The following is a 23,920-nucleotide window of genomic DNA, read 5'->3' as shown; positions in this document are numbered from 1 at the left end:
TTTATTTTAACAACGACTCCTCTATAATTTCTCCAAAAAATATGACCCAGGATTAGTTATGCAAGCAATTCGTCAAAATCTTTTTACTACAAACTCTGCTCTTCATTTTGTGAGCACGTTAGGTATGGGTCTTATCCCTTCTCGCTTCACCCCTATTACTATGAAAGAATGCGCCCTAGTCGGGACAGTCGCAAGCAGTTTAGCGACTGTTGGTCAAGCTATCGCTGGAAAAGATGCGACTCCATTGAAAAAAACACTTGTCACGATTGGCGCCTTTGCACTCACATTCTTTTCCGTCACAAAGCTCACTCCACTTCTTAATGTCCGTTTCGCTGTTCAGCTTTATCCTGGCGCAATTCTCCAAATTCTCGCATTTAATGCGCTTGGACAAGTCGCTTCTTTTGCAATCACAAAGTTCTATTTGACCACACCTTGGAACATGACAGAAGAGCAAATCAAAGCGCTACATGCTAAATATGAGAAGAAGCCTGAACTGTTTGAAAAGCATTCACCTGTTGAGCAACTCTTGCTTTGGCACCGCTTTGACCAATTAGAGTTAAGCTGCGACTCTTTTAAGGATTCAGAACCTTCAAAAGAAGAAATCAAAGCTCTAACAGACGATCAAATCCGCACCTTACATCAATGTGAGGCCTATCTATGTGAACCCGAGGATAACGAAGCTCTTCTTCTCCGTTATTTTGCTCTGAATCTCGCACCTTTTACTGGCATTGAAGGGCACATTCCAAGGGTCTCTCTCAAAATGCCTGAAACTATTGAAGACTTAGACGGAATTAAAGACCAGCAGTTCAAATGGTATGCGCTTTACTTTGATGCAAATCAAGCTAAACTAGAAGAACTTTCTTATCCGCTGCAATGGGCCCTATATGAAAAAGAGGGCGCTTACAATTATAACTTTAATGCAGAGTATTTAACGAAGGCTCCTGAAGCGCAAATTCGCGATTTGATGCAGGAATCGGATCTTAGTTGGTGGGTGACAATTGATCCACCCGAACAAGCTGCATTAGTTGAGCGTGCAAAAGGACATGGGATCAACGTGCCCTATCCTGTTCATCCCAAAACAGCCAAAGATGTCGAAGGACTAGACGAGAGGGCTGTGAAAGCCTATCATCAAGATCTTCATAAGGATCTTAGAGACGAGGTCATCATTGCCTTTAATTTACGTTTCTACAATCTGAACCTCCCCTTGCCAAATGGCATTGGAACCATTGACGTGTTAAAAAAGGCAAAGCTTCCTCTTCCTCAGATTGTGATTGCCCTTCCAGAAAGTGTTGAAGATGTCCAAAAACTTCACAAAAATCAGATCCCATGGGTTTATGCTAGCTGCAGCAGGAAGTTCTCCACTCTTCCCTTTAAGGTCCAAGAAGCACTCAATCTCCGTTTTAAGGAGACACAAAATAATTGGTACTACTATTTCTCCGTACAAAATTTGACTGCAGAAAATGTCTCAGAAGCTACAGCCGCGACAATTAATATCCTGCATGATGATCTCACAAGTCAACTCGATCTGTGGGTCGCTTTGGATCCAGCTGTTCGACGGGCTCTTAACGCACGACTTCAAAACGATTTGTTCACAGCTCAAGCTTTTAAAGCAGTTGACACAACACATCTTTCATTAGATCAAGCAACTCGCTATCACACCTATTTCAGTGGCATTGGGAATGCGATGTGGAAACAGCTTGGAGAAAAACAAGCTGCTTATAATATAGCTTTCGACACGCATTCTCTAGCTCAGTTAGCCGTCTAGTATAAAGAGGCGCCAATACGCGCCTCTCTTGATTTCCATCAGCGAGATCGGTATTCTATTTCCTATGATGGATCTCAACGCAAAACAGCAACTTGCCGCCGAGCATATTGAAGGGCCGATGCTCGTCTTAGCCGGCGCCGGCTCGGGCAAAACCCGTGTTGTCACCTACCGCATTGCGCACCTATTAAAAATAGGTGTTCCCTCCTCTGAGATTTTAGCGCTGACCTTTACCAATAAAGCTGCCGATGAAATGCGCAATCGCATCAAAGAAAGTGCCGATCAGTATGTACTGACGTCCACATTTCACTCACTTGGGGCACGCATTTTACGAGAATCGATTGCTGTTTTGGGCTACCGCAGTGATTTTACCATTTACGATGAAAATGACAGTTTGCAACTCTTGAAAAACTGTTTGGGATCACTCGGATTTAAAGATGAAAAAGGACTGCTCAAATCGCTCCGTATTGCGATTTCAAATGCCAAAAACGACTTGCTCAAACCCCAAGATCTCGATCGGGACTTTCATTCACAGCACGATCAATTGCTCAAAGACTTATACATCTTGTATCAAGACAAACTCAAAGAGTACAATGCACTCGACTTTGATGACCTGCTGTTTTTGACAGTGCGTTTGTTTAAAGAATCACCCGAAACGTTGAAACGGTATCAAAAACGGTGGTCGTTCATCTTGATTGATGAATACCAAGACACTAATGCTGCGCAGTATGAAATGACTAAGCTTCTTTCAGAGGTGCACAACAACATCTTTGTGGTGGGAGATCCCGACCAATCGATTTATTCATGGCGCGGCGCCAACATTCACAACATCCTCGAATTTGAAAAAGACTATGAAGGCGCACAAGTCATCACACTTGAGCAAAACTATCGTAGCACTTCGAACATTTTGGAAGCGGCGAACGCCCTCATTGAGCAAAATGAACAACGGTACAAAAAAGAATTGTGGAGTGATCTTGGTGCAGGAGAAAAAATTGGAATCTACATGGCACGCAATGAGCAAGCTGAAGCGCAGTTTGTCGTTGAAGAACTGATCAGTAAAACCCGCTCAGAACACATCCCACTTAGAGAATGCGTCATTTTTTACCGCACCAATGCTCAATCCCGTATCTTTGAAGATGCGTTTTTAAAATACCAAATTCCTTACGTGATCATTGGGGGGCTTTCCTTTTATCAACGACGTGAAATCAAAGACGTCTTAGCCCTGCTGCGCATGGTTTTTTCAGATTCAGATTTTCTTTCCTTTGCTCGCACGATTAATTTACCGAAACGAGGCATTGGGCCAACAACACTCAACAAGTGGCGTGATTTAGCTGAAGAGTTAGCGCTCCCCATTCTTTCGCTTTGCCGTGAACTCCTCAATGGCAATGTGTCGCAAGCTAAGCTCACCAAAAAACAAGAAGAAGGCCTGCGCGACTACTTTGGAGTGCTTGCCACATTGAAATCGATGTGCGACGATGGGCTGCCACTTGAAGAAGTTGTGCAAGCAGCGATCGAGCAGTCTCGTTATTTAGATGTCCTAAAAGCCGATCCCGAAACGGCAGGCGATCGGAAAGAAAACCTCGAAGCGCTCATCAATAAAGCCGCAGAGTGGAGTGAAGAGAGAGAAACGCCAACGCTGATTCATTTTTTAGAAGAACTCTCACTCAAGTCAAGTCTTGACGAAGCGCCTGAGTACGACTCGGTACGTCTGATGACATTGCATAATGGAAAAGGACTAGAGTTTGATCTGACTTTTATTGTCGGAATGGAAGAAGATCTCTTTCCACATATCAATTCGAAAGATTCCATTGAAGCGCTTGAAGAAGAGCGACGCCTTTGCTATGTCGGCATGACACGCGCCAGACAGTTGCTCTATATGACAGCCTCAACCTACCGGTTCATGTGGGGAACGCCAAAAGTGATGGTTCCTAGCCGCTTTTTAAAAGAAGTGCCGCCTGAATATCTCACAGTCCTTTCTGCAGAAGAAGAGGAGGAAGAAGATGACTTCTATTTCGATGAAGAAGAAAAAATGCCTGTGGGAACAGTTGTCTTTCATAAAGACTTTGGAAAAGGACTGATCAAAAAAGCCTACAACACTTCACTTGGTGTGACATACGATGTGCTCTTTTTCGAGAGTAATATCGTGAGATCTTTAGTGGGAAAATATGCAAAATTCAAGAATTTATCGACGTGAAACGCCCGTCGCACGATCTTAGTAGAAAAAAGCTCATCTAGGGATGGATCTTAGCTGATTTCACTATCTTTTAGATCGTCTTCTGGGACATCGACAGCTGTTTCAACATGACAAACGCGGCTCCATCTGCCTGCGTCTTCACCTGTCATTTCAAGTCCCTCCTGCTCAGGAAGTGGGCTTCCAGAAAGCAGGGCAAGAATAAAGGAAGCAAGTGAAAATAGATTCATCTTTAATCCTCAAAACCATCTTGTGGCGCTTCAATCGCCATGTTTCGGTACCTCTCAACGAGAGGGTTTTTTAAATTATAAGCGTATTCCTCTCGGTATTTAGGATAAGGAATCTCCTCAAATCCAGAGGGCAACACATATAAATTTGCTACAGCTACAACTAGGGAGAAAGCGAGAAAGAGTGTAAAAACTAGGAATTTGTTCATATTGCTCATTTCGTTTGCTGTAATCGGATGACATTAAAACTTTTTTGGTTTTTTATTTCAACCCCCAACCTCTTAATCTTTTCTTAAAAATTCTAATTTCAGGGTTGCACCGTCGCTGAAAAATCCCATTTGTGTATAAGGAAAGAAGGAGAAGGAGGAAGATCTGTGACGCATATTTCCCAGACAGTCAGGCAAGATCAAAGGCTTATCATGAGCTTTGCGATGAAGCGTGCATTTGCCGTGCTTCAAATGCCTCTGCCTGAACTTTCCGAGTGGCTTCAGAATGAGCTCGAACAAAATCCTGTGCTTGAAGTGACGCTCCCCTCTTCTTCCCCCGACCTTTCTTTCCTCCCTAAGCAAGACTCTCTCTATGAATATCTAGAAAAGGAAATCGCTCTCCATTTTAAAACCGAGGGGGAAAGGAAGGTTGCCCAATTCATTGCGGGAAGTCTCGATTCAAAGGGTTTCCTAACTCTGTCAGACGAAGAGATTTGCAACAAACTTGGAATCGATCACGCAACTCTAACAGCGGTGATGAAACAGTTTCATCAAATCGAGCCTATTGGATTGGGAGCTCGGAGCACGCAAGAAGCGCTGCTGTTGCAACTTCTCCAGAAGGGTCAACAAAAAACGCGCCTTTACAAGTTGGTTCACAAATACTTCGATGATTTATTACACAATCGACTCCATCTCATCGCAAAGTCGATGCGCCTGTCCGTCCCAATCATCAAAGAGATGATTCAAAAAGAGCTCAAGGGACTCGATCCCTTTCCAGGACATCAGTTTAGTCACGAAATCGCTCAAGCCATCGTGCCAGACCTCACAATTGAGAAAGAAGATGATGTGTGGAAAATCGAAGTCTACGGAGAAGGGCTTCCTCAATTTCACCTTCATCCTCACTATCTTGAAAACTTAGAGCAAGAAAAGATGGGCAAAGACGAGCTTGAGTTCATTCGCCGCCATCTCGCCTCAGGTAGATGGCTTGTCAGAACCTTAGAACGACGCAAAAAAATTCTCACCGACATCGGCACCTACCTCCTTAAAAAACAAAGCGACTATCTCGAAGGCATCGCTGGAGCCCCGCTCCCATTAACCCGCAAGGAAGTGGCAGCAGCGCTTGGCGTGAGTGAATCGACTGTCACCCGAGCCATCCACCACAAGTACGTGACAACCCCACGAGGACTCTTACCCCTTGCAGCCTTTTTCTCCCATGCAATTCAAACGGAGTCCGGAGCCATTTCCAATCAAGATGCGAAAAACCTCCTACAAAAACTGGTTCAAAACGAAAACAAAAAGAATCCTCTTTCAGATGAAGCCTTATCTCAGGCGCTCAAATCTCGCGGGATTCCCTGTGCACGACGCACTGTTGCAAAATACCGAAAAGAACTGAAGATTGGATCAAAACACCACCGCAAGGAATGGGCCTAACCTTCAAAACAGCCAACTCTTTAACATACAGTCTTGCATTTTTTCACCACAGAGATCACAGAGGGCACAGAGAAAATTTATTAAACGCCACTCCGTGTGCTCTGTGGTAATATCGAATCGCAGACTCTAATTTAGAGGATCTTGGACTTTTCGAAGGAAAGTCCGAAATGGTGAGCATCGCGCCGCGCCCATAGATCTATCCACTCATGAACGCTTGTAAAAGAGGCATCTTTAAAATCTCTTTCCAAGTCAATCTTCCGATAAAGGGCCATCTTAAGCACATTCGGCTCTCTCCAAACATCTTGCGCTTTATCGATCACCCAAGAGTAGATGCCTTCTGATTCTTCGACTCCCTGTCGACCTAAGTGAAAGTAAAATCCGTAGGCACATGATTTTCTCATGGCTTCAATGCAGGGTGTTAAAGCGACTTCCTCTTGAACCACAACTTGATCCGAAGAAAGAATCACATAAGATGAGCCACTTTTTCCGCTTAAGGTTTTGAAAAACGCTTGCTTAAACCCAAACTCACTTTGGCGAATGAAAGCCACTTCTGGAAAGTCGGCTTTCACTTTTTCATAAGCTGCAAAAGCTTTTTCATCACAATCATAGATGATCGAGATTTTCCCAAGCCCATGAATGTTGCCTTTGATCGAATCCAAACACCGTTTCAGTTTGTGAGGACGGTTTTGGGAAAAGAGAATGACATCGACCCCATTTTCCTTTAAAGGAAAGGACTCATGTACACTCTTTGTCATTTCAAAGGCGCGCGACGAGAGTTTCATCTTCCGCTTCTTCATTTGGGGACGCGAGCTATGGATGTAGAGAACATCGGGAATGAACTGAACATGTGCTTTTCCTAGTTCTGCAAGAGGAAGAAGCAGAGAGGCTTCACTTTCTAAAGATAAAAAATAATCCTCAAAGGATTCATCTCGACGGATCTTCTTAAAGTGCCCAGCATAAAAGGTTTTCAGAGACGCTAAAAGCCAAGGCGCTCTTTGAACACGCTTTTTACATAAGATCTTTTGAGGCTTAGGTTTGTAGATCCCCTTTTGGTAGTTGTAGTAGTCGAGATATTGGCCATATGTCATCCACACATCAGGGTTGGTATAAGCCTGATCCACAAGATTGAGCACCTCGGTGTGTGCCAAAATGTCATTTCCAGAAAGATGCACCACAACACGGTCATTATCTAAGGCATAAATCGTATTGAAGTAGGCTTGAAACGCTTCGTAATCTTTCTCTGATGAGATCACTTTGATTTTTTCTTCGAGACCTTTCTCTGCCACAAGCTCATGTAGCCTGTCAACGGTTCCATCAGAGGAGAGCTGGTCAACAATGTAAACCGCTTCGTACTTAGGATATTTCTGAGACACAATCGAATGAAAATTTTCATCGATCACATCCACATTATTTTGGGTTAAGATAATCAGTGTAAAAGACTTGTCATTGTTTTCGACGAGTTGTGCCTGAAAAAAATCTTGCGCTGGCAAGACACGTGTGTCTTTCTTTGCTGTGATGATCCGGTACTCTTTAACCACAAACACCGGAAGCAGCAAAATAATAAAAAGAAGAAACAAACGATGAAAAAATCTTTTATCTAATTTCGAATTTTTCATTTTATTAGCATTGAAATTCCCTACTAATTTCAATACCGCTTTAAAGTGCCATCGTCAATGGATTTTTCAGATTCGCAAGAAGCTGTTGCCAGCGAAGATTATCGCTTTGAGATTGGATGTACTCTTCCACCGTCTTTAAGTCTTGTTTAGCAAAGAGTTGAATTTCCGCATCCGTCAATCGAAGAACAACTGCATGAGAGGATGTTTTGGGAAAAAGATCCTGAATTTTTTTCAGGGCCTTTTTGAAAAGTCGCTGACTCCGCATCAAAACCCCAATCCTCCATATTAGATACCCAGTAGGTATGATGGGAGCAAAAGGAGTGAGAAAAAGTGTGGTTAAGAAAATATAAGCCTGCTTCGGTGTTGTGAATAAGGGGCCTAAATACCGACGCCACCTTTTTTTCGTAAACGAGTGAGCAATAATCTCTTCAAAACGAGGCTCTTCAAAGGTAAAGCGCAAACTATGGATCGCTTCATGAAAAATGACATCACCCCGGTCATAACCAAGAAAAGATCCTTTCTTAAAACTGTTTCGAAGTTGGATCCAATTTCCATAGTCCATGATCCAAGAGGCCGCTCCTTCCCAAAGCTTGAGTCCCTTATTCGAGTACCGGACTTGAATCCAACAGGGATCTACCTGCAATCTTTCATGTATCTGGCGCATGACCTCAGGGCTATCCTTGATGGATTCGAGATTTCCCTTAGAAAAACTCGTCTGGATGTCAATCCGCTTGACAAACCCTTCGATTGTCTCATCAGGACCAATGATCCAGCCAGCTTCACCCAATTCTTTCAGTTTTTCTGGAGTCATTTTCTACTTTTCGTGAAGCGTCGGATATGGCGGAATTGAAAGACTAAGCACCCAAACAAAAAGAGGTTAGCCGTCAAAATCACCGCATTAAAGAGGAGAATTTGATTATTTTTCCTGGAAATCGAAACAAGACGACGTCTGACATTTCTTTCAAATTTCGTCTCGTCCTCAAACCAAGTTGAAGCATAATAATGATGTGCATAGAGAGCAAAACGGTCATCAATCCGATTGAAATAGGCAGCTGGAAAGATGATATCTCTCAGCTCCGTCTTCTTACCCAATTCTCTAACAGCATCATCAAAAGAAGCAAAACTACGATGCCCGACCCGATAAATGATCGAATCTTTATCGTCTCCAGGATAAGCAGAGGCCACGTCCGCCCATCTTTCCTCCACGTTGGCAATACACTTTGCCATAACGGGGTGACGCGGAACAACTCCAATGATGTTGTTGTTAACCGAGATTGAGCTACTCAATACAGGTTGGTGTGGAGGCTCAAGCCCGCAATAGAGGTCGAAATTGTAGTGAAAAGGAGTGAAGGGTTTGAAACATTTCACATCATGGTCAACGTAGAGCCCACCTTCTTGATTTAAGATCTCATAGCGCAGCAAATCAGATTTTTCTGCGTAGTTATCTGAGTCATCATAAAAATCACGCAAATGCTCAAATTGAAACTCAGAAATGAGCTTAAGTTGCATTTTCGGGTGTGGCAAAGGACGCTTTCGATCTGTCCAAAACTTGATGGTCCAATGGGGGTGATTTTCAACCCAAGAATAAACATTTTGGACCGACTCTTGTGGAAATGGATTCGGGCCTACCCATATAAAGTGAATCACTTTGGGAATGGACAGCTCTTCTTGTTTTTGAAATTGGAGATGCTTGTTTTTTTCATAGATCTCTTTGAAAAAGCGCATATTTTGAAAATCTTCATGGGTTTCAACAAACTTCCAAACAGACGTGTTTGCTCCCATGAGCGAATTAAAGTCGTTTTTTTTGCTGTCTGATTCTTGCTTTCCACATCCGAACATTAGGAGAGGGAGCGTTAACCATAAAAGAAAAGATTTCATTTGCGCGCTGCCTTTTTCATCGCTTGGTTAATCAAAAAGTATAAAATAAAGCATCCTACGATGGCAATTAAACACATTAATTCAACTCGGATGATTTTTGCATCTCGATTTCGCAAGTGGCGCAACTTCTGCATGAGCTGTTGTTCCACAGGGGTCTCCCCGAGATTGTTCCAGGTTGTTCCATAGAAATGCTCAGAATAAAAACCAGGAAGACCGTGCTTGGGATAGAAATAACAAGCGGGAAAAATAATATCTCGATTCCCTGGGAGGTTAAGGTTCTTCCTAAGGGCAAGAGTCAGTGCAATATAAGTTCTATAGGAAACAAGGCGAGCTTGAATCAAAGGGTCCGTTCCTTTGAACCGCTCTGTCATCGGCTTCCATCGATCACTGATCATCTGGATCGACCCACGAATAACAGGATGGTAGGGTTTAGCACCGATGATTCCAACTCCTGTCGTTAAAGCCAATGAGTCGATTTCTTCATGAGGCATTTCCAAGCAGGCATAAAAATCATAGCCTGTGTGCAGCCCATGAAAAGGACGAAGACAGTTAGCATCATGGTCAATGTAGACTCCCCCTTTTTGGTAGAGGATCTCATAGCGTAAGATGTCCGACTTTTCTCCCCAGTTGCGCGACTCTTCAAACTCAGTTTGTAAAAACTTAAATTCAAAATCTTTGATGAACATGACCTTCATGTTATTGCATGGCGGCATCCGCTTGCGGTCGGTCCAAAAATAAAACGTCCAGTCAGGATGATGAGCTTGCCACGTTCGAATGTTTTCGACAGATTCTATTGGAAAGGAACGAGGTCCCAGCCAGATAAGATGAACGATTTTTGGGATGCGGAAGATCGGACTAGAATCGTATTGAAAATTGATGTTCTTTTTGTACACCGTTTTATAAAAATCGAGATCCTGGGCGTCTTGTCTTGTTTGAATGTAGTTCCAATCAACGGTATCTTTCCCTAAAAGCTGTTCGAACGAATCTTGCATGGTCACTTTGGGCGCGCGCATTGCGCGAGACTTTTTGACGTGGCTTGAAAAAACATACACAAAAACTAGAGGACAAATGAATAGAAAGATTAGCAGTTCTTTTTTCATCTCTTTATAAAACTCGGTTCGTACTCAACATGAACAGAATGATTGTCGATTTGATGAAGCGGCTCAATATCCATCTTCAGCCCACTCTCCCAAAGTTGGAGCAAGTCCTTTGTTGAAACATTGCTAATCCGTTCATTTACCCATTCATTTTCCATCACAATATTCAGCGGCAAGTTTACCACCTTGGTGTCATCGTAATACAAGCCGACCTGAGACAAATCGGCATGTTCGTTCCAAAGGGCCTCAAGAATATTGGGATTGTGAAATTTCATGCAGAGGAAATAAGGATAAATGTCTTCTTTTCGAAAGAGCGCCATATCCACAGTGTTAGGATAACACCAATCTCCTTTCCCAGAAGAAAACTGCCAAGCGTAAAGTCCCTTTTCAATTTCTAAACTTTGAGGAATCCCTTGATCTAAATCTTGCATGTAACAGTAATTGACGCGACTTCCCATACGATAATAGAGCCCGTAAGCACCTGTTTGCTTGAGCTTCGTCACACCTTCTTTAAAATCAATTTGGTCTTTCACAACGATGTCATCGACAGCAAAGATCACATAACGGGCAGTCGACATGTCCCGATTGAACACAGCACTTCGCAAGAGTGGAGCAAAGTCTTCATAAGGGGTTTCATCAGACTGTTTCAAATAAGTCACATGAGGGAAGGCTTCTTTGACCTCATGGTAACCTTGCTCATAATGGTCATTTCCACTGCGATAGATCACAAAAATCCGATGCAAGTTTTTTGTGTATTTTTCACAGGACTCTAAAAATGCATAGAGTTGCAATGGGCGATTGTAGGAAAAAACAGCTAAATCAACAAATTCATCTTGATATGCAAAATCGAAACTTGGGTGATCATTGAGTGGACGATAAGTTGGCAAGTTCCGCACAGTGGTCTCGATAGTCAACTGACCATCTAAATCTTTTTTAAAGTCACAGTTGGGATTCCCTGTATTATAAAGGTAAAGAATGTCTTCAACAAAGTAAGAGTGATCCCCAGCAAGCTCGATCATAGGAAGCATCGAAGCAACATCACACCCAATGGCAAAAAACTTTCCTTCATACAAAAAGTCTTGCAGTTTCACTTGTTGGAAAAGACCCGCATAAAACGTGCGCAGATGGGATGTGACAAAGGCGTGACGCCTTATGCCTCGTTCTTTTAAAATTTTCAAATTGATCGGACGGCAGTCGCTGACTTTTCGATCGGTCCCTTTGGCATAAGAAGGATACTCTGCAAAGTTGCCATACGTTAACCACACATCGGGATTCGCATAGTAGGCATTGAGCTCATTTAAAACTTCTGGATGCGCCAAAAAGTCATCACCATCGACCACGACAACGATCTCTTCGCTATTGCAGCTGTGAACTGCGTGGTACAAGTTATGCATGGCCCCTTGATTTGTTGCATTTTCAATCAAGGTGACTCGCCCTTCATGGTCATACTCTTTGATAAACTGTTTGACTTGGTCACTCGTTCCGTCAACTGAAGCATCATCAATATAGAGAATACGAAAGTTGTCATAGTTCTGGTGCAGAGTCGAGATGAGATTTTTCTCGACATAAGGAGCGTTATTGTAAGACATCGTCACAATCACGAAAGGCTTATTGCCGAGAATTGGGTGCGTTTTGCGAGCGATGCGATATTGTCTTTGCTTGCGTTCCTTTCGTAGCTTATCTTTGAAAGGCTGATAAGAAACCCCGATTCCAAAACCGAGTCCTAAAAGAAGGAGCAAGAATAAAAATTTCTTCATTGCACTCCAAAAATTTTTTAAGGACATACGTTAGGGCATTCAGTTTTCTCGATCAAGAAAAATCAGCGCTTGTCATAAATGTTTCTTCCCCCTATGCTGCATTCTTTTTTTGGATTTATCTTTCAAAAAAAATAAAATAACTTATAGTCTGCTTCTGATAACTTTGTTACTATTTAAAATATGGCCAAAGGAAAAGGCAAAACGCTCATTATCGTCGAGTCTCCCACGAAAGTGAAGACTCTTAAAAAGTTTTTAGGCAATGACTACCATGTTGAGTCATCGGTTGGTCATATCCGCGATTTACCAAAAAAAGGTTTCGGAATCGACCTCGAGAATGACTTTGAGCCCGTTTACGAAAATCTCCCCGACAAAAAAGACGTCATCTCCAAATTAAAAAAGACCGCCAAAGAGTGCGACACCGTCTTCCTCTCTCCTGACCCTGACCGTGAAGGGGAAGCCATTGCATGGCACATTGCAGCCATTCTCCCAAAAGGTCCCAATGTGCAACGAGTGACTTTCAACGCGATCACCAAAGACGCTGTCACCGAAGCAATTAGACACCCGCGCAACATTGACCAATCTCTGGTCGATGCGCAGCAAGCGCGTCGCCTCCTCGATCGGATGGTCGGTTATAAAATCTCCCCTCTTCTCCAAAGACGCATCAAGCGAAGCGGCGGGGGATCTCTCTCAGCAGGAAGGGTCCAATCAGTCGCCTTAAAGCTCGTCGTCGACCGAGAAAAAGAAATTGAAGCTTTCGTTCCTGTTGAATACTGGAATATCGGTGCTATTCTCCGTCCGAATCCTAAAGAGCGCGCCTTTCCAGCTGCCCTCTATTCTGTCGATGGAAAAAAAGTGGAGAAAGAACCTGTCAAAGGGAAAGACATCTGCACCATCCCCAACGAAATCGAAGCGAAAAAAATCACAGCAGCTCTCAAACACTCGACCTATACCATCCAAAAAGTCGAGAAAAAAGAGAAAAAGCGGCACCCTGTCCCTCCATTTATCACCTCTACCCTGCAACAAGAAGCGAGCCGCCACTATGGATTCTCTGCGCAACGGACAATGAGTATTGCCCAAAGCCTCTACGAAGGGGTCGATCTTGGAAAAGAGGGAACTGAAGGTTTGATCACCTACATGCGTACCGACTCGGTCCGTATCGAACCAGAAGCCATCAATGCAGCTCGGAACCTAATTGATGGTGCCTACGGAAAAGAGTACCTTCCAGCTAAGCCAAAACAGTACTCCACTAAAAAAAGCGCACAAGATGCCCACGAGGCCATCCGTCCAACAAATTTAAGTCACCCGCCTGATGTCATCAAATCTTCTCTCACCATCGACCAGTACAAACTCTACCTCCTCATCTGGCGTCGCTTTTTAGCTTCACAAATGAACCCCGCCATCTACGACACCGTTTCTTGCCAAATCGAAACCGATCAAAAAATGGCGCTTCGCGCTGTCGGATCCATCATCAAATTCAAAGGCTTCCTCGCTGTTTACGAAGAAAAAGAAGACACTGAAGAAGAACCAGCCAAGCAAGATGAAAACCTCCTCCCAGACCTGGAAGAAGGAAAGACATTAGAGCTAATCGAAGTCACCTCTACTCAAGCCTTCACGAAACCACCCCCTCGCTTTACAGAAGCTTCCCTTGTTAAAGAGCTTGAAAAATCAGGAATAGGTCGCCCGTCCACCTATGCCTCAATCATGAATAAAATTCATAGCCGCGCCTACACGACCAAAGAACGCCTCGCCCTCAAGCCTACCGAGCTCGGAAAAATCATCGCACAAATGCTTGAAACCCATTTCACCATGATCATGGATATCAAGTTCACTGCCAAAATGGAAGATGAGCTCGACGACATTGCTGACAGCAAAAAGAATTGGAAAGAATTCGTTGGCGGCTTTTGGGAAAAGTTCGCTCCTGTGATGGAAAAGGCAGAAAAAGAAGCCTTCGTCCCAAAAATCATGACCGACATCAACTGCCCTAAGTGTGGTCATAAGCTGCAAAAGATCTGGGCACGAGACAAATACTTCTACGGCTGTTCAAATTATCCTGAATGTAAATTCACCGTCCCTATTGAAGCTCTCGAGTTCAATAAGGACGAATATGCCGAAGACTTTGATTGGGACCAACCTTGTACCAAATGCTCATCCCCCATGCAAATCCGCTTTAGCCGCTTTGGAGCTTTTCTTGGTTGCAGCCGCTATCCCGATTGTAACGGCATTGTGAACATCCCGAAAAAAGGGGAAATCATCCCAGATGATCTACCGAACTGTCCCGCAATTGACTGCGACGGCCAAATTAAAGCCCGTAAAAGTCGTTGGGGCAAAACTTTTTTCAGCTGCTCTAACTATCCCGATTGCGACGTCATCGTCAACGAAGTCGACCAACTAGAAGTGAAATACCAAAATCACCCCAAGACTCCTTATCAAAAGAAAACCAAGAAAGGGGGTAAACGAGCAGGTGGCGGTGGCCGTGCCAAAAAACTTTCCAAAGAACTTCAAGCCGTTGTGGGAGAAAAAGAGCTCACCCGTGGGGAAGTGACAAAAAAGATTTGGGAATACATCAAATCGCACAACCTTCAAGATCCAAGCAACAAGCGACTCATCGTTCCCGATGAAAAACTTGAAAAAGTCTTTGGAAACTCAGAGCCGCTTGACATGTTCAAACTTGCCGGCGTCCTCAGCAAACACATCGATTAATCAGTTCTCAGATCCGCAGTCAGGTCTTTTTTAGCAGCATCAAAGCTACCCACAGCATTGATAGTCTCCTGAAAATTGTCGTGTAAGAGACGCTGCTTCATCACGTGCATGACAAAGTACCCACATTTCACTGTATTGAAAAAGTTTTGATGAGGCTTTCACTCTGCTGAATCGGAACTCCTTCTAAAGCACCCCTTAGCTCTTCTGAAAACTCTCGAACGCTCTTATCAAGCAAAGGAATTTTTCGGTCTCCAATTTCCGTCCCTTTTGGGTCATAATATTCAATGACCTGATCTTTAATGTTAACAATGTACAAAACGTTATGGGGTTCCACTGTTGACTGAAAAACCACGGGGATGAAGACAAAGTCTTTTCCTTGGATGACTGCATCCTCAACCACAGGCTTAATGTAATTTTCTACAAAGTTACTTGAATCTGGAAGCACTTCAGACACAAGCGCATGAATGAATGAGGCTCTTTGGCCGTATTGCTTCTCTAGAAGATCCATATAGGTTGAAGTGGTCCCACCTCTAATTTGCGTGCCTTCATTGATATTGGCGAGTGCCCTTTGGGCTTTTTGAGAAAAACCATCATCACCATCTACATTAAATTCGTCTAAGAAACCACTAATATCTAGTGCACTAGACTCAAGCGGCCCCTTCGAGTCGGGTTTCTCCGCTTTCTCAATTGGCTTGGATGTCCAGTCTGTAACAAGTAGTTGGATTGTGGCAACAAAGTTGCGCAGCCCCTCTTGCATTTCGCTAAAGAGAATTGCAACGGTAAATGCAATACACTCAACCGGACTGTAGTCAGTAAATAGCTCTGAATGAGTAAATTGAGCTTCGTAACTCGAAGCGCTTGGTGGTACATAAGACATGATCTCCCCGATTCTTTTCCATCTTCAATGGTTCTATTATATCAAAATTTGAAATTGAATGCAATTTTGTTAAGCCATTGATATTAAGTTGATTAGATTTCTACTTGTCTTGAACTCCTATCTTCAGGAAAATGGAACCATGAATTTTGCAAATTTTCGTGTTTTTCTCATCTATCTGTTTGTTTTCTTAGGTCCCTTAGGCAATCTCCTCTGCCCTAGCTTCTTGCCCTACCAGTTCAGAGCTTTTTACTTTGTGCTCCCCGCATTTTTCCTGTTTTACACGAAGCTGTACTACAAAGAACTCAAAACGCTGCTCCTCTTCTTACCCTTTTTCCTCTACGCCCTCGCTTCAGCCTACTTCTGCATCAACCGTCCTGCACTTCATTTTGAAGAGACTTTAGTCAGCCGCGTAGGACTTTTTGCTTGCGAAGTCTTATTCATGTTTGGAGCGGCATTTTGTTTGCGTGATCGATTGATGGCTGAAGAAAAAAAACGGCTGATCCGGATTTATTTAGCGGCATTTTTTATTTCTGTACTTGTGGGATATGCGCTCTTTGCAGGGTACTATTTAAAAGTCTTTTCATGGGAAACGGTTGATAAGTTCACTGTTATTACGCAAAAGGGATGGGGAATTCTTCGATTTTCTCCTGGCTCCTACCCCAATGAATATGGAATTGTTGCAAGCTTTGTTGCCTCCATTTTACTCTTGCTTATTGTTGAGCGAAAGAATCCTACATTTCAATTGGGACTCTCAAAGAAAAGCCTCTATTGCTTTTTTGGTTTGACGTTAGGTGCCCTTCTTTTATCGACAACACGTGCCGCATATCTTGCATTTGTCTTCGCCCTTCTTTACATCTTTTGCGTCTCCAAATCATTTCGGTACCTCTCTTTTTTAGGACTTGCAGTTGTGATGGTCTTCTTTATCATGATGGGTGATCGGTTAGAACTGGTCTTGGAAATTTTAACGAGTAGTTTCAAACCCAGCCATTACAAAGATGTTTCAATGCAACTCCGTTTTGAGCACTGGCAAGAAAGTCTCGACGCTTTTAACACCTTTCCCCTATTTGGGCGAGGCTTTGGAACTTTGTTTTACGTCCACAATGTCTACATCGAACTCTTTGCAGAACTTGGGCTGATAGGATGTTTAACGCTGCTGTTTTTTGGACTTGCTTACTTTTTTCAGCATCAAATTGGGATCAAAAAAATCTTTCGGAAACGCTGGGCATCAGCTGAGGAACTTTTTTCCAATCGCGTGATTGTACTTGGACTCATTCATGTCTTTTCTTTTGCGCTTACCAATCACAACATCAACCACCACCTGACATGGATGGTGTTTCTCTTGTTTAATATGAGTCTCTTTGCAAGAAAGCCTGATACTTCTCTTCAACAAGCGTTTTAAATTCTTGTTGAAACCGACTTAAGGCAAAAGGTTGCGCATGGGCATGGATCACGCTTGGATCAAACTGATCACGCTTTTGTTCAAACCCTTGAATGGCCTTTCCTAAGGCAGTTGGAGTTTGCTCGTCAAAAAAGAGTCCTGTCCGATTCGGCGCAATGGTTTCACAGACGCCCCCTTTGCCGTAGGCAATGACGGGCGTACCACACGCTTGAGCTTCGACAGGAAGAATCCCAAAGTCTTCAACTGCTGCATAAAGGAACGCACGCGCTTTTTTCAGCATCTCCTTCAAAACATTGTCATCTTGATAACCAAGTAGTTCGACATTCTTTCCAGCCTTTTCTTTGATCTTGTCAAAATCAGGACCATCTCCAATGACAACAAGCTTGCGGTCAGGGAAGTGGCGAAAGGTTTCGACGATCATGTCGATTTTTTTGTAAGGCACAAATCGTGCAGCAGTTAGATAGTAATCGTCTTTCGTTGCACAAAGCTCAAAGTTTTCTACATTGACAGGAGGATAAACCACAGTCGATTCTTGGCCATAGAGTTTTTGAATCCTACGCGCAACAAACTCAGAGTTGGCAACATACGCATTGACACGGGTTGCAGCATGTGCATCCCAAATGCGCAAATAGTGCAGGAAAAACTTCGCCAAGATTCCCTTTGGACCGCTCTTGAGCTTTGCTTCTCGCAAATACTGCTGGTAGAGGTCCCACGCATAGCGCATCGGTGTGTGACAGTAACAGATGTGAAACTGGTCAGCATGGGTGAGCACCCCTTTCGCAATCGAATGGGAACTGGAGACAATCAAATCGTAGTCACTGAGATCAAACTGCTCGATTGCAAGAGGAAAAAAAGGAAGGTACGACCGATATTTTTTTTTGGCCCGAGGGAGCTTCTGAATAAAGGAAGTTTTAATTTCCTTGTCTTCGAAATGGCTTCCCTTCAAATTTGCTCGATCTGCTACAAGCGTATAAATTTTTGAGGGATACACCTCAGACATGGCTTCGAGAACTTTTTCTGCGCCACCAAATTTAACAAGCCAATCGTGTACAAGAGCAACTTTCATGAGCCATCCTATGCTGTAGCCCCAGTATACCCGATATGGCTTTTCTCTTGCAGCCAGAACGACGACTATGTTAAGTTTTCTTCAAAATCGTGAGATAAGATCATGTTTTCAGAAAGATGGACCCTGATGCGAGAGATGATTGATGGTGGGTTAATCACCACCCCCGATCGCACTCTCACTCATACACAGCTCTTGCAGCTATTTCAAGCCTTCCTCCTCCAAGTAAAGGAAAGTGAAGGAATGGTCTATGTCGTTCCAAGCGAAAACAATGGAGCTCTAGCGACTTACTTTGCCAATACCTTAATCACCCAGCTTGGAATTTCTGCTCGTGGACTCGACCCTGCCCATGAAGATATGACACTGCACCTCGCCCTGCTCCTCAATAAAACCGATCTTCTCATCACGTTAAGTGACTTAGAGGTTTCTCCTAACACATTGGGTGCTGCAGCAATGGCCAAGGAACAAGACGTTCCCCTGATTACATTCTCGGGTGGCCAACGGGATAATCCTTTGGTTGAACTCGGAGACTTAAACATTCACTTTGACAAAGCAGATCAAAACCTCGTTCAAACAGGACAGTTTTCTCTCATAGCAACGATCATTGAATCTTGGTTCTTTTACGAAACGCCTCCACATTTTGAGCCAGAGCTACTCCTGACAAAAATTAAAACCCAAACTTTGCCAACGGGATTGCGCATATGAACCAAGACATGCAACGCACACTTTTTAACGCAATGCTCCGGATTAGGCGCATTGAAGAAGCCATCGGTACGCATTATAAACAGCAAAAAATGCGTTGCCCAATCCACCTAAGCATTGGCCAAGAAGCCATTGCTGTTGGCGTTTGCTCCCAGCTCGAAAAAGAAGACGGAGTTTTTAGCAATCATCGCTCACACGCACATTACCTCGCTAAAGGAGGCGACTTTCACAAAATGATCGCTGAGCTTTACGGAAAAAAAGATGGTTGCACAAAGGGGCGTGGCGGTTCCATGCACCTCATCGATCTCGATGCGGGTTTTCAAGGGGGAAGCCCCCTTGCTGCAGGAAGCTTGCCAGTTGCTGCTGGTTTTGCATTAGCCCAGCAAATGCAACACTCTTCTGCCATCTGTGCTGTCTTTTTTGGAGAAGCCGCTACCGAAGAAGGGATTTTTTCTGAAACGCTGAACTTTGCCGCTCTCAAAAACCTTCCCCTCCTCTTCATCTGTGAAAACAATCAGTACAAAACCCACCCATTTGCCAAAGAGCGCCACGCAGAAAACCGCGATCGGGTAAAAATTGCGCAGGCACACGGCCTTAAAACACTATCAGGAAATGGAAACGATTTAGAAGAAACCCATGAGCTTGCCAAAAAAGCAATCGATCACGTCCGAAACGGAAAAGGCCCCACCTTTCTAGAACTCGAAACTTACCGGCTCCATGAACATATTAAGAGAAAACACTCTGATACAGAAGAAAGCCAGGTCACATTAGAAGATCACTGCCCTCTTAAATTTTACAAAGAAAAATTAATCGCAGAACAAGTGCTCACAAACGAAGGAATCGAAGTGATGGAAGCAAAAATCACATCTGAAATCGACTACAGCTTCTTACTAGCAGAAGAAAGTCCCTTCCCCACCTTTGATCTTGATGATGAAAAAGCTTATGCAGAGTGAGGTCCACATGAAAGAAATGAAATACAAAGACGCCATCTTAGCCGCCACCCGAGAAGTCATGGAAGCCGACCCTACCGTTTACTTCATGGGGCAAGGTGCAACCGGACCCAAAGCCATATACGGAACCGTTGCTGGACTGCGTGATCAATTCGGACCCGATCGTGTCATGGACATGCCTCTTTCTGAAAACGCCCTCACTGGCGTTGCCATTGGAAGCGCCATCGCAGGGATGCGTCCCATTCTTTGCTTTCACCGCGTCGACTTTTTCCTCCGCGCTTTTGATCAACTCATCAATAACGGTGCAAAGTGGAATTACATGTCTGCAGGCAAACTCACCGTCCCCCTCGTCATCCGTCTCATCATGGGACGTGGATGGGGACAAGGTCCTCAACACTCTCAATCACTCCACAGCCTTTTTGCCCACATTCCCGGCTTAAAAGTCGTCATGCCTGCAACATCTTCCGATGCAAAAGGCCTTCTTCTTTCTGCTGTCAAGGACAACAACCCCGTCGTCTTCATGGAACACCGTTGGCTTCATGAAACCTACGGTCCCGTTCCTGAAGAAAATGGCGTCGAAGGTATTGGCAAAGCAAAAATCGTACAAGAAGGAAGTGACATCACCATCATCGCTTCATCACACATGACGCTCGAAGCTATCAAAGCGGCTCACCTTCTCGAAAATGACCAGATTTCTGCTGAAGTGATCGACCTTCGTACGATCAAACCCCTCGACAAAGAAACCCTCATCAAATCAGTCCGCCGTACCGGACGCGTGATTGTCGCAGATGGCGATTGGAAAACTTGTGGTTTTGCAGCCGAAGTTCTTGCGACCCTTACCGAAGAAGCCTTTAGCGATCTGAAAGCACCACCCGTTCGCGTCGCCTATCCCGACCGCAACAACCCGACAAGTTGGTCGCTTGCCAACCACTACTACCCTACTGCTAAGATGATTGCTTTTGAAGCATTCCGTATGATGCGCATCCCCTCTAAAGCTCAGGCCTTACTAGAAGAGCTGCTCGAGTACCGCAACGACGGGCCACTCGACGTCCCAGATCCTTCCCTGCAAGGCCCATTCTAAACGTTTAACCTTAAGCTATTTAACCAAAAATTATTAGATAATATTTTATGAAAATTGAACGTTGATCTTGCAATTTTCATAATAACACTCTTTTTGATATAATGAAAATTGAACATCAAACACTCAATTTTCAGAAAAATATGGACAGAAATCACTTCATTGAAAAGATCGAAGAGGCCTTTGAAGTCCACCCAGTAGTCGCAATATTGGGGCCTCGACAATGTGGAAAAACGACCTTAGCTCGGATGTACAAAGAGCACTTTAAGAAAAGCAAGTCCTTTACCTACTTTGACCTTGAAGATCCTCGTCACCTCGCCAGATTAGAATCTCCTATCCTTGCCTTAGAAGAAATTGAAGGAACAATCATTATCGACGAAGTCCAAAGACTTCCTGACCTTTTCCCCATCCTCCGTGTCATCGTCGACCAAAAGAGAAATCAACGCTTTTTGATTTTAGGAAGTGCCTCCCGAGATCTCATCAAACAATCCTCTGAATCACTAGCTGGAAGAATTCATTACCTAGAACTCACCCCCTTTTCCCTTCCAGAATCAAACGACCTCAAAACCGCCTGGCTTAGAGGAGGATTTCCCAAATCTTTTCTCGCCACATCAGATACAAAAAGCTTCGAATGGCGGCAAGCCTACATCGCCACTTTTCTAGAAAGAGACATCCCCAATTTAGGAATCACGATTCCTCCTAGAACATTGCGCCGTTTCTACATGATGCTCGCCCATTACCATGGCAACTCCTTTAACGCTTCAGAGATCGGCAACTCCTTAGGCATCTCGCATACAACAAGCCGGCGATACCTAGATATTCTTTCAGGAACCTTCATGATCCGTGAACTTTCTCCTTGGCTTGAAAATATAAAAAAAAGACAAGTCAAAACTCCTAAGGTTTATTTCCGCGACATGGGAATTCTTCACACACTTCTCGGTGTTCCAACCATGACAGATCTCATGAACCACCCCAAACTCGGAGCATCCTGGGAAGGCCTCGCACTTGAAGAAGTCTTAAGATTTCATCAAACATCAAGCGACGAAGCCTACTTTTGGGGAATACACAGCGAAGCTGAGCTCGACCTTCTTCTCTTGCAAAATGGAAAAAAACTTGGTTTTGAAATCAAGTACACAGACTCACCTAAAGTGACCCGGTCTATGACGCAAGCAATGGAGCTTCTCCAGCTTGATAAGCTAACAGTTATTGTTCCAGGGGATGAAAACTATCCTTTAACACCCAAAGTCCGCGTCCAAGGTTTAGAAAACTACCTTGGTCTAAAGTAATTCAATCGGCCAAATCTGCGACTCAATCGCATATTTGTCCAACTTGATCTCTGTTTTATGAATGACAAGATTGGACGTAGCGGTCGATACCTTTTTCGACATCGCCGTAAAACTTGGGTTTGCCCGCCTCTAGCCAAAGGACCTTATTACAGTTGTCTTTGATCCAATCGGTATTGTGCGATGCAATAATGAAAATCTCAGAAGATGAGATTAGGGAATCGAGTTTTTCCTTCGCCTCTTCTTTGAATGACTCATCACCAGCCCCCACCAGCTCATCCATAATTAAGATCTGCGGCTGAATACAGGTGTTGATGCTAAACGCAAGACGAACCTTCATTCCTGTTGAGTAAGTTCGGAGTGGCATGTGGATGTAGTCCCCAAGCCCCGAATTCTTGATAATCTGTTCTTCCTTCTCTTTGACTTCTTTTGAAGGAAGGCCATGCAGCGTTCCACGCAGCAAGATGTTTTCATAGCCTGTCAAGTCTTCGTACATGGCAAACATCACGTCAAGGAGCGCTGTTACCGTTCCATCCACCTGAATTGAACCAAGTGTTGGCATGTAAATTCCGGTGATCATCCGCAATAACGTGCTCTTGCCAGCCCCATTGTGGCCAATAAGTCCCAGCCGCGTTCCATGTTCAATCGTCAAAGAAAGGCCATCAATGGCTCGGATTTCAAACATATCCTTAGGATTACGTTTGATCAATCCTCCCGTGGCCACACGGACAAGTTCCTTCTTCAGCGAGCGATGATTTGACGCGCTGTAGACAGGAAAATCTAAAACCATTTCTTCAAAATCAATCTGAGCCATTTGTCACAACCAAAAAGGAATTCGATGTCTAAGACGTGAAAAAACAAGCAACATGAGCGCTGTTCCACCAAGTGCAATCGCAACACATCCCTTAATCACAATTGCAGGAGGATGCGTGTTCAATAAAGCGCAGCGCAAGAGCTCCACATAGTAGTAAAACGGGTTCATATAAACCGCTAAAATCGCCCGACCAGGAATCATATCCGCATTCCACATGACCGGCGTCAGCAAAAATCCTACCTGCAAAATGCTTGCAATCACCTGCTGCACATCCCGAAAACGGGCCCCAATCATCGCAAAAAGCGTCCCAATCGAGAGCATCGAGACAGCAATCACCGCAAGAGCAAAGAAAACAAGCGGAAAATTAGGCATGCATTTAAAGCAAATGAGCAGCGGTAAAACAGCCAAAACATTGTGTCCGAGCACAATAAAATTGCGCGTGATCACCCGCATAATATAGACCGAAAAAGGCATCTTGAGCTGCAAAATAAACGTCTGCGAGTCAGTAAAGCCATGCATCATCTCGATCAATGTAGTAGATAGCAGAAACCAAGCCAGCATTCCTCCAGAGATATAGAGAAAATACTCAGCCAAGTTCATATGAAACAACTTGCTGTAGACAAATCCCATAGAATAGATCATGACAGCCATGCTGATCGTGATCCAAAATGGACCTAAATAAGAACGGCGATAGCGTAGCTTAAGATCGAGCCAACCTAGGAGCAGCCAAACCCGCCACTGCTTGATGCCCGACCACAAATCCTCAAGAGAAGCTGCAAAGCGAAAAGGCTTTTTTTTAGCCTTAACTGAAGCCGCTTCGTTTGCTTGTATTCCTTCCACAAGATTAGCTATTTTTAATCATCATTAGACACAAAAACTAACAAATCTC

20 protein-coding genes are annotated in these 23,920 nt (G+C 43.9%); 9 read left to right on the top strand and 11 right to left on the bottom strand.

The genetic code is table 11. From position 1 onward, the window contains the following. Nucleotides 1-58: 58 nt before the first annotated feature. The gene (locus ACOOFG_RS01070; RefSeq protein WP_420421800.1) at nt 59-1,765 is read left to right on the top strand and encodes a hypothetical protein; all 1,707 of its coding nucleotides are present in this window, start codon (nt 59-61) and stop codon (nt 1,763-1,765) included. 64 nt (nt 1,766-1,829) lie between these two features. Further along, on the top strand, nt 1,830-3,956 hold the full coding sequence (locus ACOOFG_RS01065) for an ATP-dependent helicase (protein ID WP_420421799.1): 2,127 nt from the start codon (nt 1,830-1,832) through the stop codon (nt 3,954-3,956). Between the two features lie 50 nt (nt 3,957-4,006). Here the strand turns inward: ACOOFG_RS01065 and ACOOFG_RS01060 are convergent, their stop codons facing one another. Beyond that, nucleotides 4,007-4,183 carry a hypothetical protein gene (locus ACOOFG_RS01060; protein WP_420421798.1) on the bottom strand — a complete coding sequence of 59 codons (177 nt, stop codon included), beginning with the start codon at nt 4,181-4,183 and terminating at the stop codon, nt 4,007-4,009. A 2-nt stretch (nt 4,184-4,185) separates the two neighbouring features. Next, nucleotides 4,186-4,389: a hypothetical protein gene (locus ACOOFG_RS01055; protein WP_420421797.1), complete on the bottom strand. Its 204-nt coding sequence runs from the start codon at nt 4,387-4,389 to the stop codon at nt 4,186-4,188. A gap of 165 nt (nt 4,390-4,554) precedes the next feature. Here ACOOFG_RS01055 and rpoN point away from each other — a divergent pair, with 165 nt between their 5' ends. Further along, a complete protein-coding gene (gene rpoN / locus ACOOFG_RS01050) occupies nt 4,555-5,817 on the top strand; it encodes an RNA polymerase factor sigma-54 (protein ID WP_420421796.1) in 1,263 nt (420 codons plus the stop codon). A gap of 131 nt (nt 5,818-5,948) precedes the next feature. On the opposite strand, the gene ACOOFG_RS01045 is transcribed toward rpoN, so the two are convergent. The 5 genes from ACOOFG_RS01045 to ACOOFG_RS01025 are packed head-to-tail and all read right to left on the bottom strand — an operon-like array spanning nt 5,949 to nt 12,165. Next, nucleotides 5,949-7,433, bottom strand: coding sequence for a glycosyltransferase (locus ACOOFG_RS01045; protein ID WP_420421795.1), 1,485 nt, complete (start codon nt 7,431-7,433; stop codon nt 5,949-5,951). Nucleotides 7,434-7,473: 40 nt separating this feature from the next. Next, the gene (locus ACOOFG_RS01040; RefSeq protein ID WP_420421794.1) at nt 7,474-8,244 is read right to left on the bottom strand and encodes a hypothetical protein; all 771 of its coding nucleotides are present in this window, start codon (nt 8,242-8,244) and stop codon (nt 7,474-7,476) included. Continuing rightward, on the bottom strand, nt 8,241-9,311 hold the full coding sequence (locus ACOOFG_RS01035; RefSeq protein WP_420421793.1) for a glycosyltransferase family 32 protein: 1,071 nt from the start codon (nt 9,309-9,311) through the stop codon (nt 8,241-8,243). Before ACOOFG_RS01035 ends, ACOOFG_RS01040 begins: the two co-directional genes overlap by 4 nt. Next, a complete protein-coding gene (locus ACOOFG_RS01030) occupies nt 9,308-10,411 on the bottom strand; it encodes a glycosyltransferase family 32 protein (protein WP_420421792.1) in 1,104 nt (367 codons plus the stop codon). Before ACOOFG_RS01030 ends, ACOOFG_RS01035 begins: the two co-directional genes overlap by 4 nt. After that, nucleotides 10,408-12,165 carry a glycosyltransferase gene (locus ACOOFG_RS01025; RefSeq protein ID WP_420421791.1) on the bottom strand — a complete coding sequence of 586 codons (1,758 nt, stop codon included), beginning with the start codon at nt 12,163-12,165 and terminating at the stop codon, nt 10,408-10,410. The genes ACOOFG_RS01030 and ACOOFG_RS01025 overlap by 4 nt, the downstream gene beginning before the upstream one ends. A 180-nt stretch (nt 12,166-12,345) precedes the next feature. Here ACOOFG_RS01025 and topA point away from each other — a divergent pair, with 180 nt between their 5' ends. Further along, complete coding sequence (gene topA / locus ACOOFG_RS01020; protein WP_420421790.1) at nt 12,346-14,865, top strand: type I DNA topoisomerase; 2,520 nt, start codon at nt 12,346-12,348, stop codon at nt 14,863-14,865. Between the two features lie 127 nt (nt 14,866-14,992). Here the strand turns inward: topA and ACOOFG_RS01015 are convergent, their stop codons facing one another. Then, on the bottom strand, nt 14,993-15,742 hold the full coding sequence (locus ACOOFG_RS01015) for a hypothetical protein (protein WP_420421789.1): 750 nt from the start codon (nt 15,740-15,742) through the stop codon (nt 14,993-14,995). Nucleotides 15,743-15,881: 139 nt separating this feature from the next. Between ACOOFG_RS01015 and ACOOFG_RS01010 the strand changes: the two genes are divergently transcribed. Continuing rightward, nucleotides 15,882-17,141, top strand: coding sequence for an O-antigen ligase family protein (locus tag ACOOFG_RS01010; protein WP_420421788.1), 1,260 nt, complete (start codon nt 15,882-15,884; stop codon nt 17,139-17,141). Here the strand turns inward: ACOOFG_RS01010 and ACOOFG_RS01005 are convergent. Next, nucleotides 17,086-18,207 (bottom strand): glycosyltransferase family 4 protein, encoded by a 1,122-nt coding sequence (locus ACOOFG_RS01005; RefSeq protein ID WP_420421787.1) that lies wholly within the window; start codon nt 18,205-18,207, stop codon nt 17,086-17,088. The two genes, ACOOFG_RS01010 and ACOOFG_RS01005, sit on opposite strands and share 56 nt — an antisense overlap. Nucleotides 18,208-18,309: 102 nt before the next feature. Here ACOOFG_RS01005 and ACOOFG_RS01000 point away from each other — a divergent pair, with 102 nt between their 5' ends. From ACOOFG_RS01000 to ACOOFG_RS00985, 4 genes are all read left to right on the top strand, one after another. Next, entirely contained in the window at nt 18,310-18,909 is a 600-nt protein-coding gene (locus ACOOFG_RS01000; RefSeq protein WP_420421786.1) for a hypothetical protein, read from the top strand. Beyond that, the gene (locus ACOOFG_RS00995) at nt 18,906-19,859 is read left to right on the top strand and encodes a thiamine pyrophosphate-dependent dehydrogenase E1 component subunit alpha (RefSeq protein WP_420421785.1); all 954 of its coding nucleotides are present in this window, start codon (nt 18,906-18,908) and stop codon (nt 19,857-19,859) included. Before ACOOFG_RS01000 ends, ACOOFG_RS00995 begins: the two co-directional genes overlap by 4 nt. 7 nt (nt 19,860-19,866) lie before the next feature. Further along, nucleotides 19,867-20,937, top strand: coding sequence for an alpha-ketoacid dehydrogenase subunit beta (locus ACOOFG_RS00990; protein ID WP_420421784.1), 1,071 nt, complete (start codon nt 19,867-19,869; stop codon nt 20,935-20,937). 140 nt (nt 20,938-21,077) lie between these two features. After that, nucleotides 21,078-22,220 (top strand): ATP-binding protein, encoded by a 1,143-nt coding sequence (locus ACOOFG_RS00985; protein ID WP_420421783.1) that lies wholly within the window; start codon nt 21,078-21,080, stop codon nt 22,218-22,220. A 55-nt stretch (nt 22,221-22,275) separates the two neighbouring features. Here the strand turns inward: ACOOFG_RS00985 and ACOOFG_RS00980 are convergent, their stop codons facing one another. Both ACOOFG_RS00980 and ACOOFG_RS00975 read right to left on the bottom strand, forming a co-directional pair. After that, entirely contained in the window at nt 22,276-23,031 is a 756-nt protein-coding gene (locus ACOOFG_RS00980; RefSeq protein WP_420421782.1) for an ABC transporter ATP-binding protein, read from the bottom strand. Between the two features lie 3 nt (nt 23,032-23,034). After that, complete coding sequence (locus ACOOFG_RS00975; protein ID WP_420421781.1) at nt 23,035-23,871, bottom strand: ABC transporter permease; 837 nt, start codon at nt 23,869-23,871, stop codon at nt 23,035-23,037. Nucleotides 23,872-23,920 lie beyond the last annotated feature (49 nt).

It is taken from the genome of Simkania sp. (genome assembly GCF_965215465.1).
Classification (GTDB): Bacteria; Chlamydiota; Chlamydiia; order Chlamydiales; family Simkaniaceae; genus Simkania.
The sequence above is the reverse complement of the archived record's forward strand: the minus strand, read 5'-3'. Positions and strand labels throughout refer to the sequence as shown.

What these genes read in the sequence shown, in the direction of transcription:
- topA (WP_420421790.1), top strand. Translation starts at nt 12,346, where the DNA reads ATGGCCAAAGGAAAAGGCAAAACGCTCATTATCGTCGAGTCTCCCACG.
- ACOOFG_RS00990 (WP_420421784.1), top strand. Translation starts at nt 19,867, where the DNA reads ATGAAAGAAATGAAATACAAAGACGCCATCTTAGCCGCCACCCGAGAA.
- ACOOFG_RS01005 (WP_420421787.1), bottom strand. Translation starts at nt 18,207, where the DNA reads ATGAAAGTTGCTCTTGTACACGATTGGCTTGTTAAATTTGGTGGCGCA.
- ACOOFG_RS00995 (WP_420421785.1), top strand. Translation starts at nt 18,906, where the DNA reads ATGAACCAAGACATGCAACGCACACTTTTTAACGCAATGCTCCGGATT.
- ACOOFG_RS01015 (WP_420421789.1), bottom strand. Translation starts at nt 15,742, where the DNA reads ATGTCTTATGTACCACCAAGCGCTTCGAGTTACGAAGCTCAATTTACT.
- ACOOFG_RS01025 (WP_420421791.1), bottom strand. Translation starts at nt 12,165, where the DNA reads ATGAAGAAATTTTTATTCTTGCTCCTTCTTTTAGGACTCGGTTTTGGA.
- ACOOFG_RS01040 (WP_420421794.1), bottom strand. Translation starts at nt 8,244, where the DNA reads ATGACTCCAGAAAAACTGAAAGAATTGGGTGAAGCTGGCTGGATCATT.
- ACOOFG_RS01060 (WP_420421798.1), bottom strand. Translation starts at nt 4,183, where the DNA reads ATGAATCTATTTTCACTTGCTTCCTTTATTCTTGCCCTGCTTTCTGGA.
- ACOOFG_RS01065 (WP_420421799.1), top strand. Translation starts at nt 1,830, where the DNA reads ATGATGGATCTCAACGCAAAACAGCAACTTGCCGCCGAGCATATTGAA.
- ACOOFG_RS01010 (WP_420421788.1), top strand. Translation starts at nt 15,882, where the DNA reads ATGAATTTTGCAAATTTTCGTGTTTTTCTCATCTATCTGTTTGTTTTC.
- ACOOFG_RS00985 (WP_420421783.1), top strand. Translation starts at nt 21,078, where the DNA reads ATGGACAGAAATCACTTCATTGAAAAGATCGAAGAGGCCTTTGAAGTC.
- ACOOFG_RS01070 (WP_420421800.1), top strand. Translation starts at nt 59, where the DNA reads ATGCAAGCAATTCGTCAAAATCTTTTTACTACAAACTCTGCTCTTCAT.
- ACOOFG_RS01030 (WP_420421792.1), bottom strand. Translation starts at nt 10,411, where the DNA reads ATGAAAAAAGAACTGCTAATCTTTCTATTCATTTGTCCTCTAGTTTTT.
- ACOOFG_RS01000 (WP_420421786.1), top strand. Translation starts at nt 18,310, where the DNA reads ATGTTTTCAGAAAGATGGACCCTGATGCGAGAGATGATTGATGGTGGG.
- ACOOFG_RS01045 (WP_420421795.1), bottom strand. Translation starts at nt 7,433, where the DNA reads ATGAAAAATTCGAAATTAGATAAAAGATTTTTTCATCGTTTGTTTCTT.
- ACOOFG_RS01055 (WP_420421797.1), bottom strand. Translation starts at nt 4,389, where the DNA reads ATGAACAAATTCCTAGTTTTTACACTCTTTCTCGCTTTCTCCCTAGTT.
- ACOOFG_RS01035 (WP_420421793.1), bottom strand. Translation starts at nt 9,311, where the DNA reads ATGAAATCTTTTCTTTTATGGTTAACGCTCCCTCTCCTAATGTTCGGA.
- ACOOFG_RS00980 (WP_420421782.1), bottom strand. Translation starts at nt 23,031, where the DNA reads ATGGCTCAGATTGATTTTGAAGAAATGGTTTTAGATTTTCCTGTCTAC.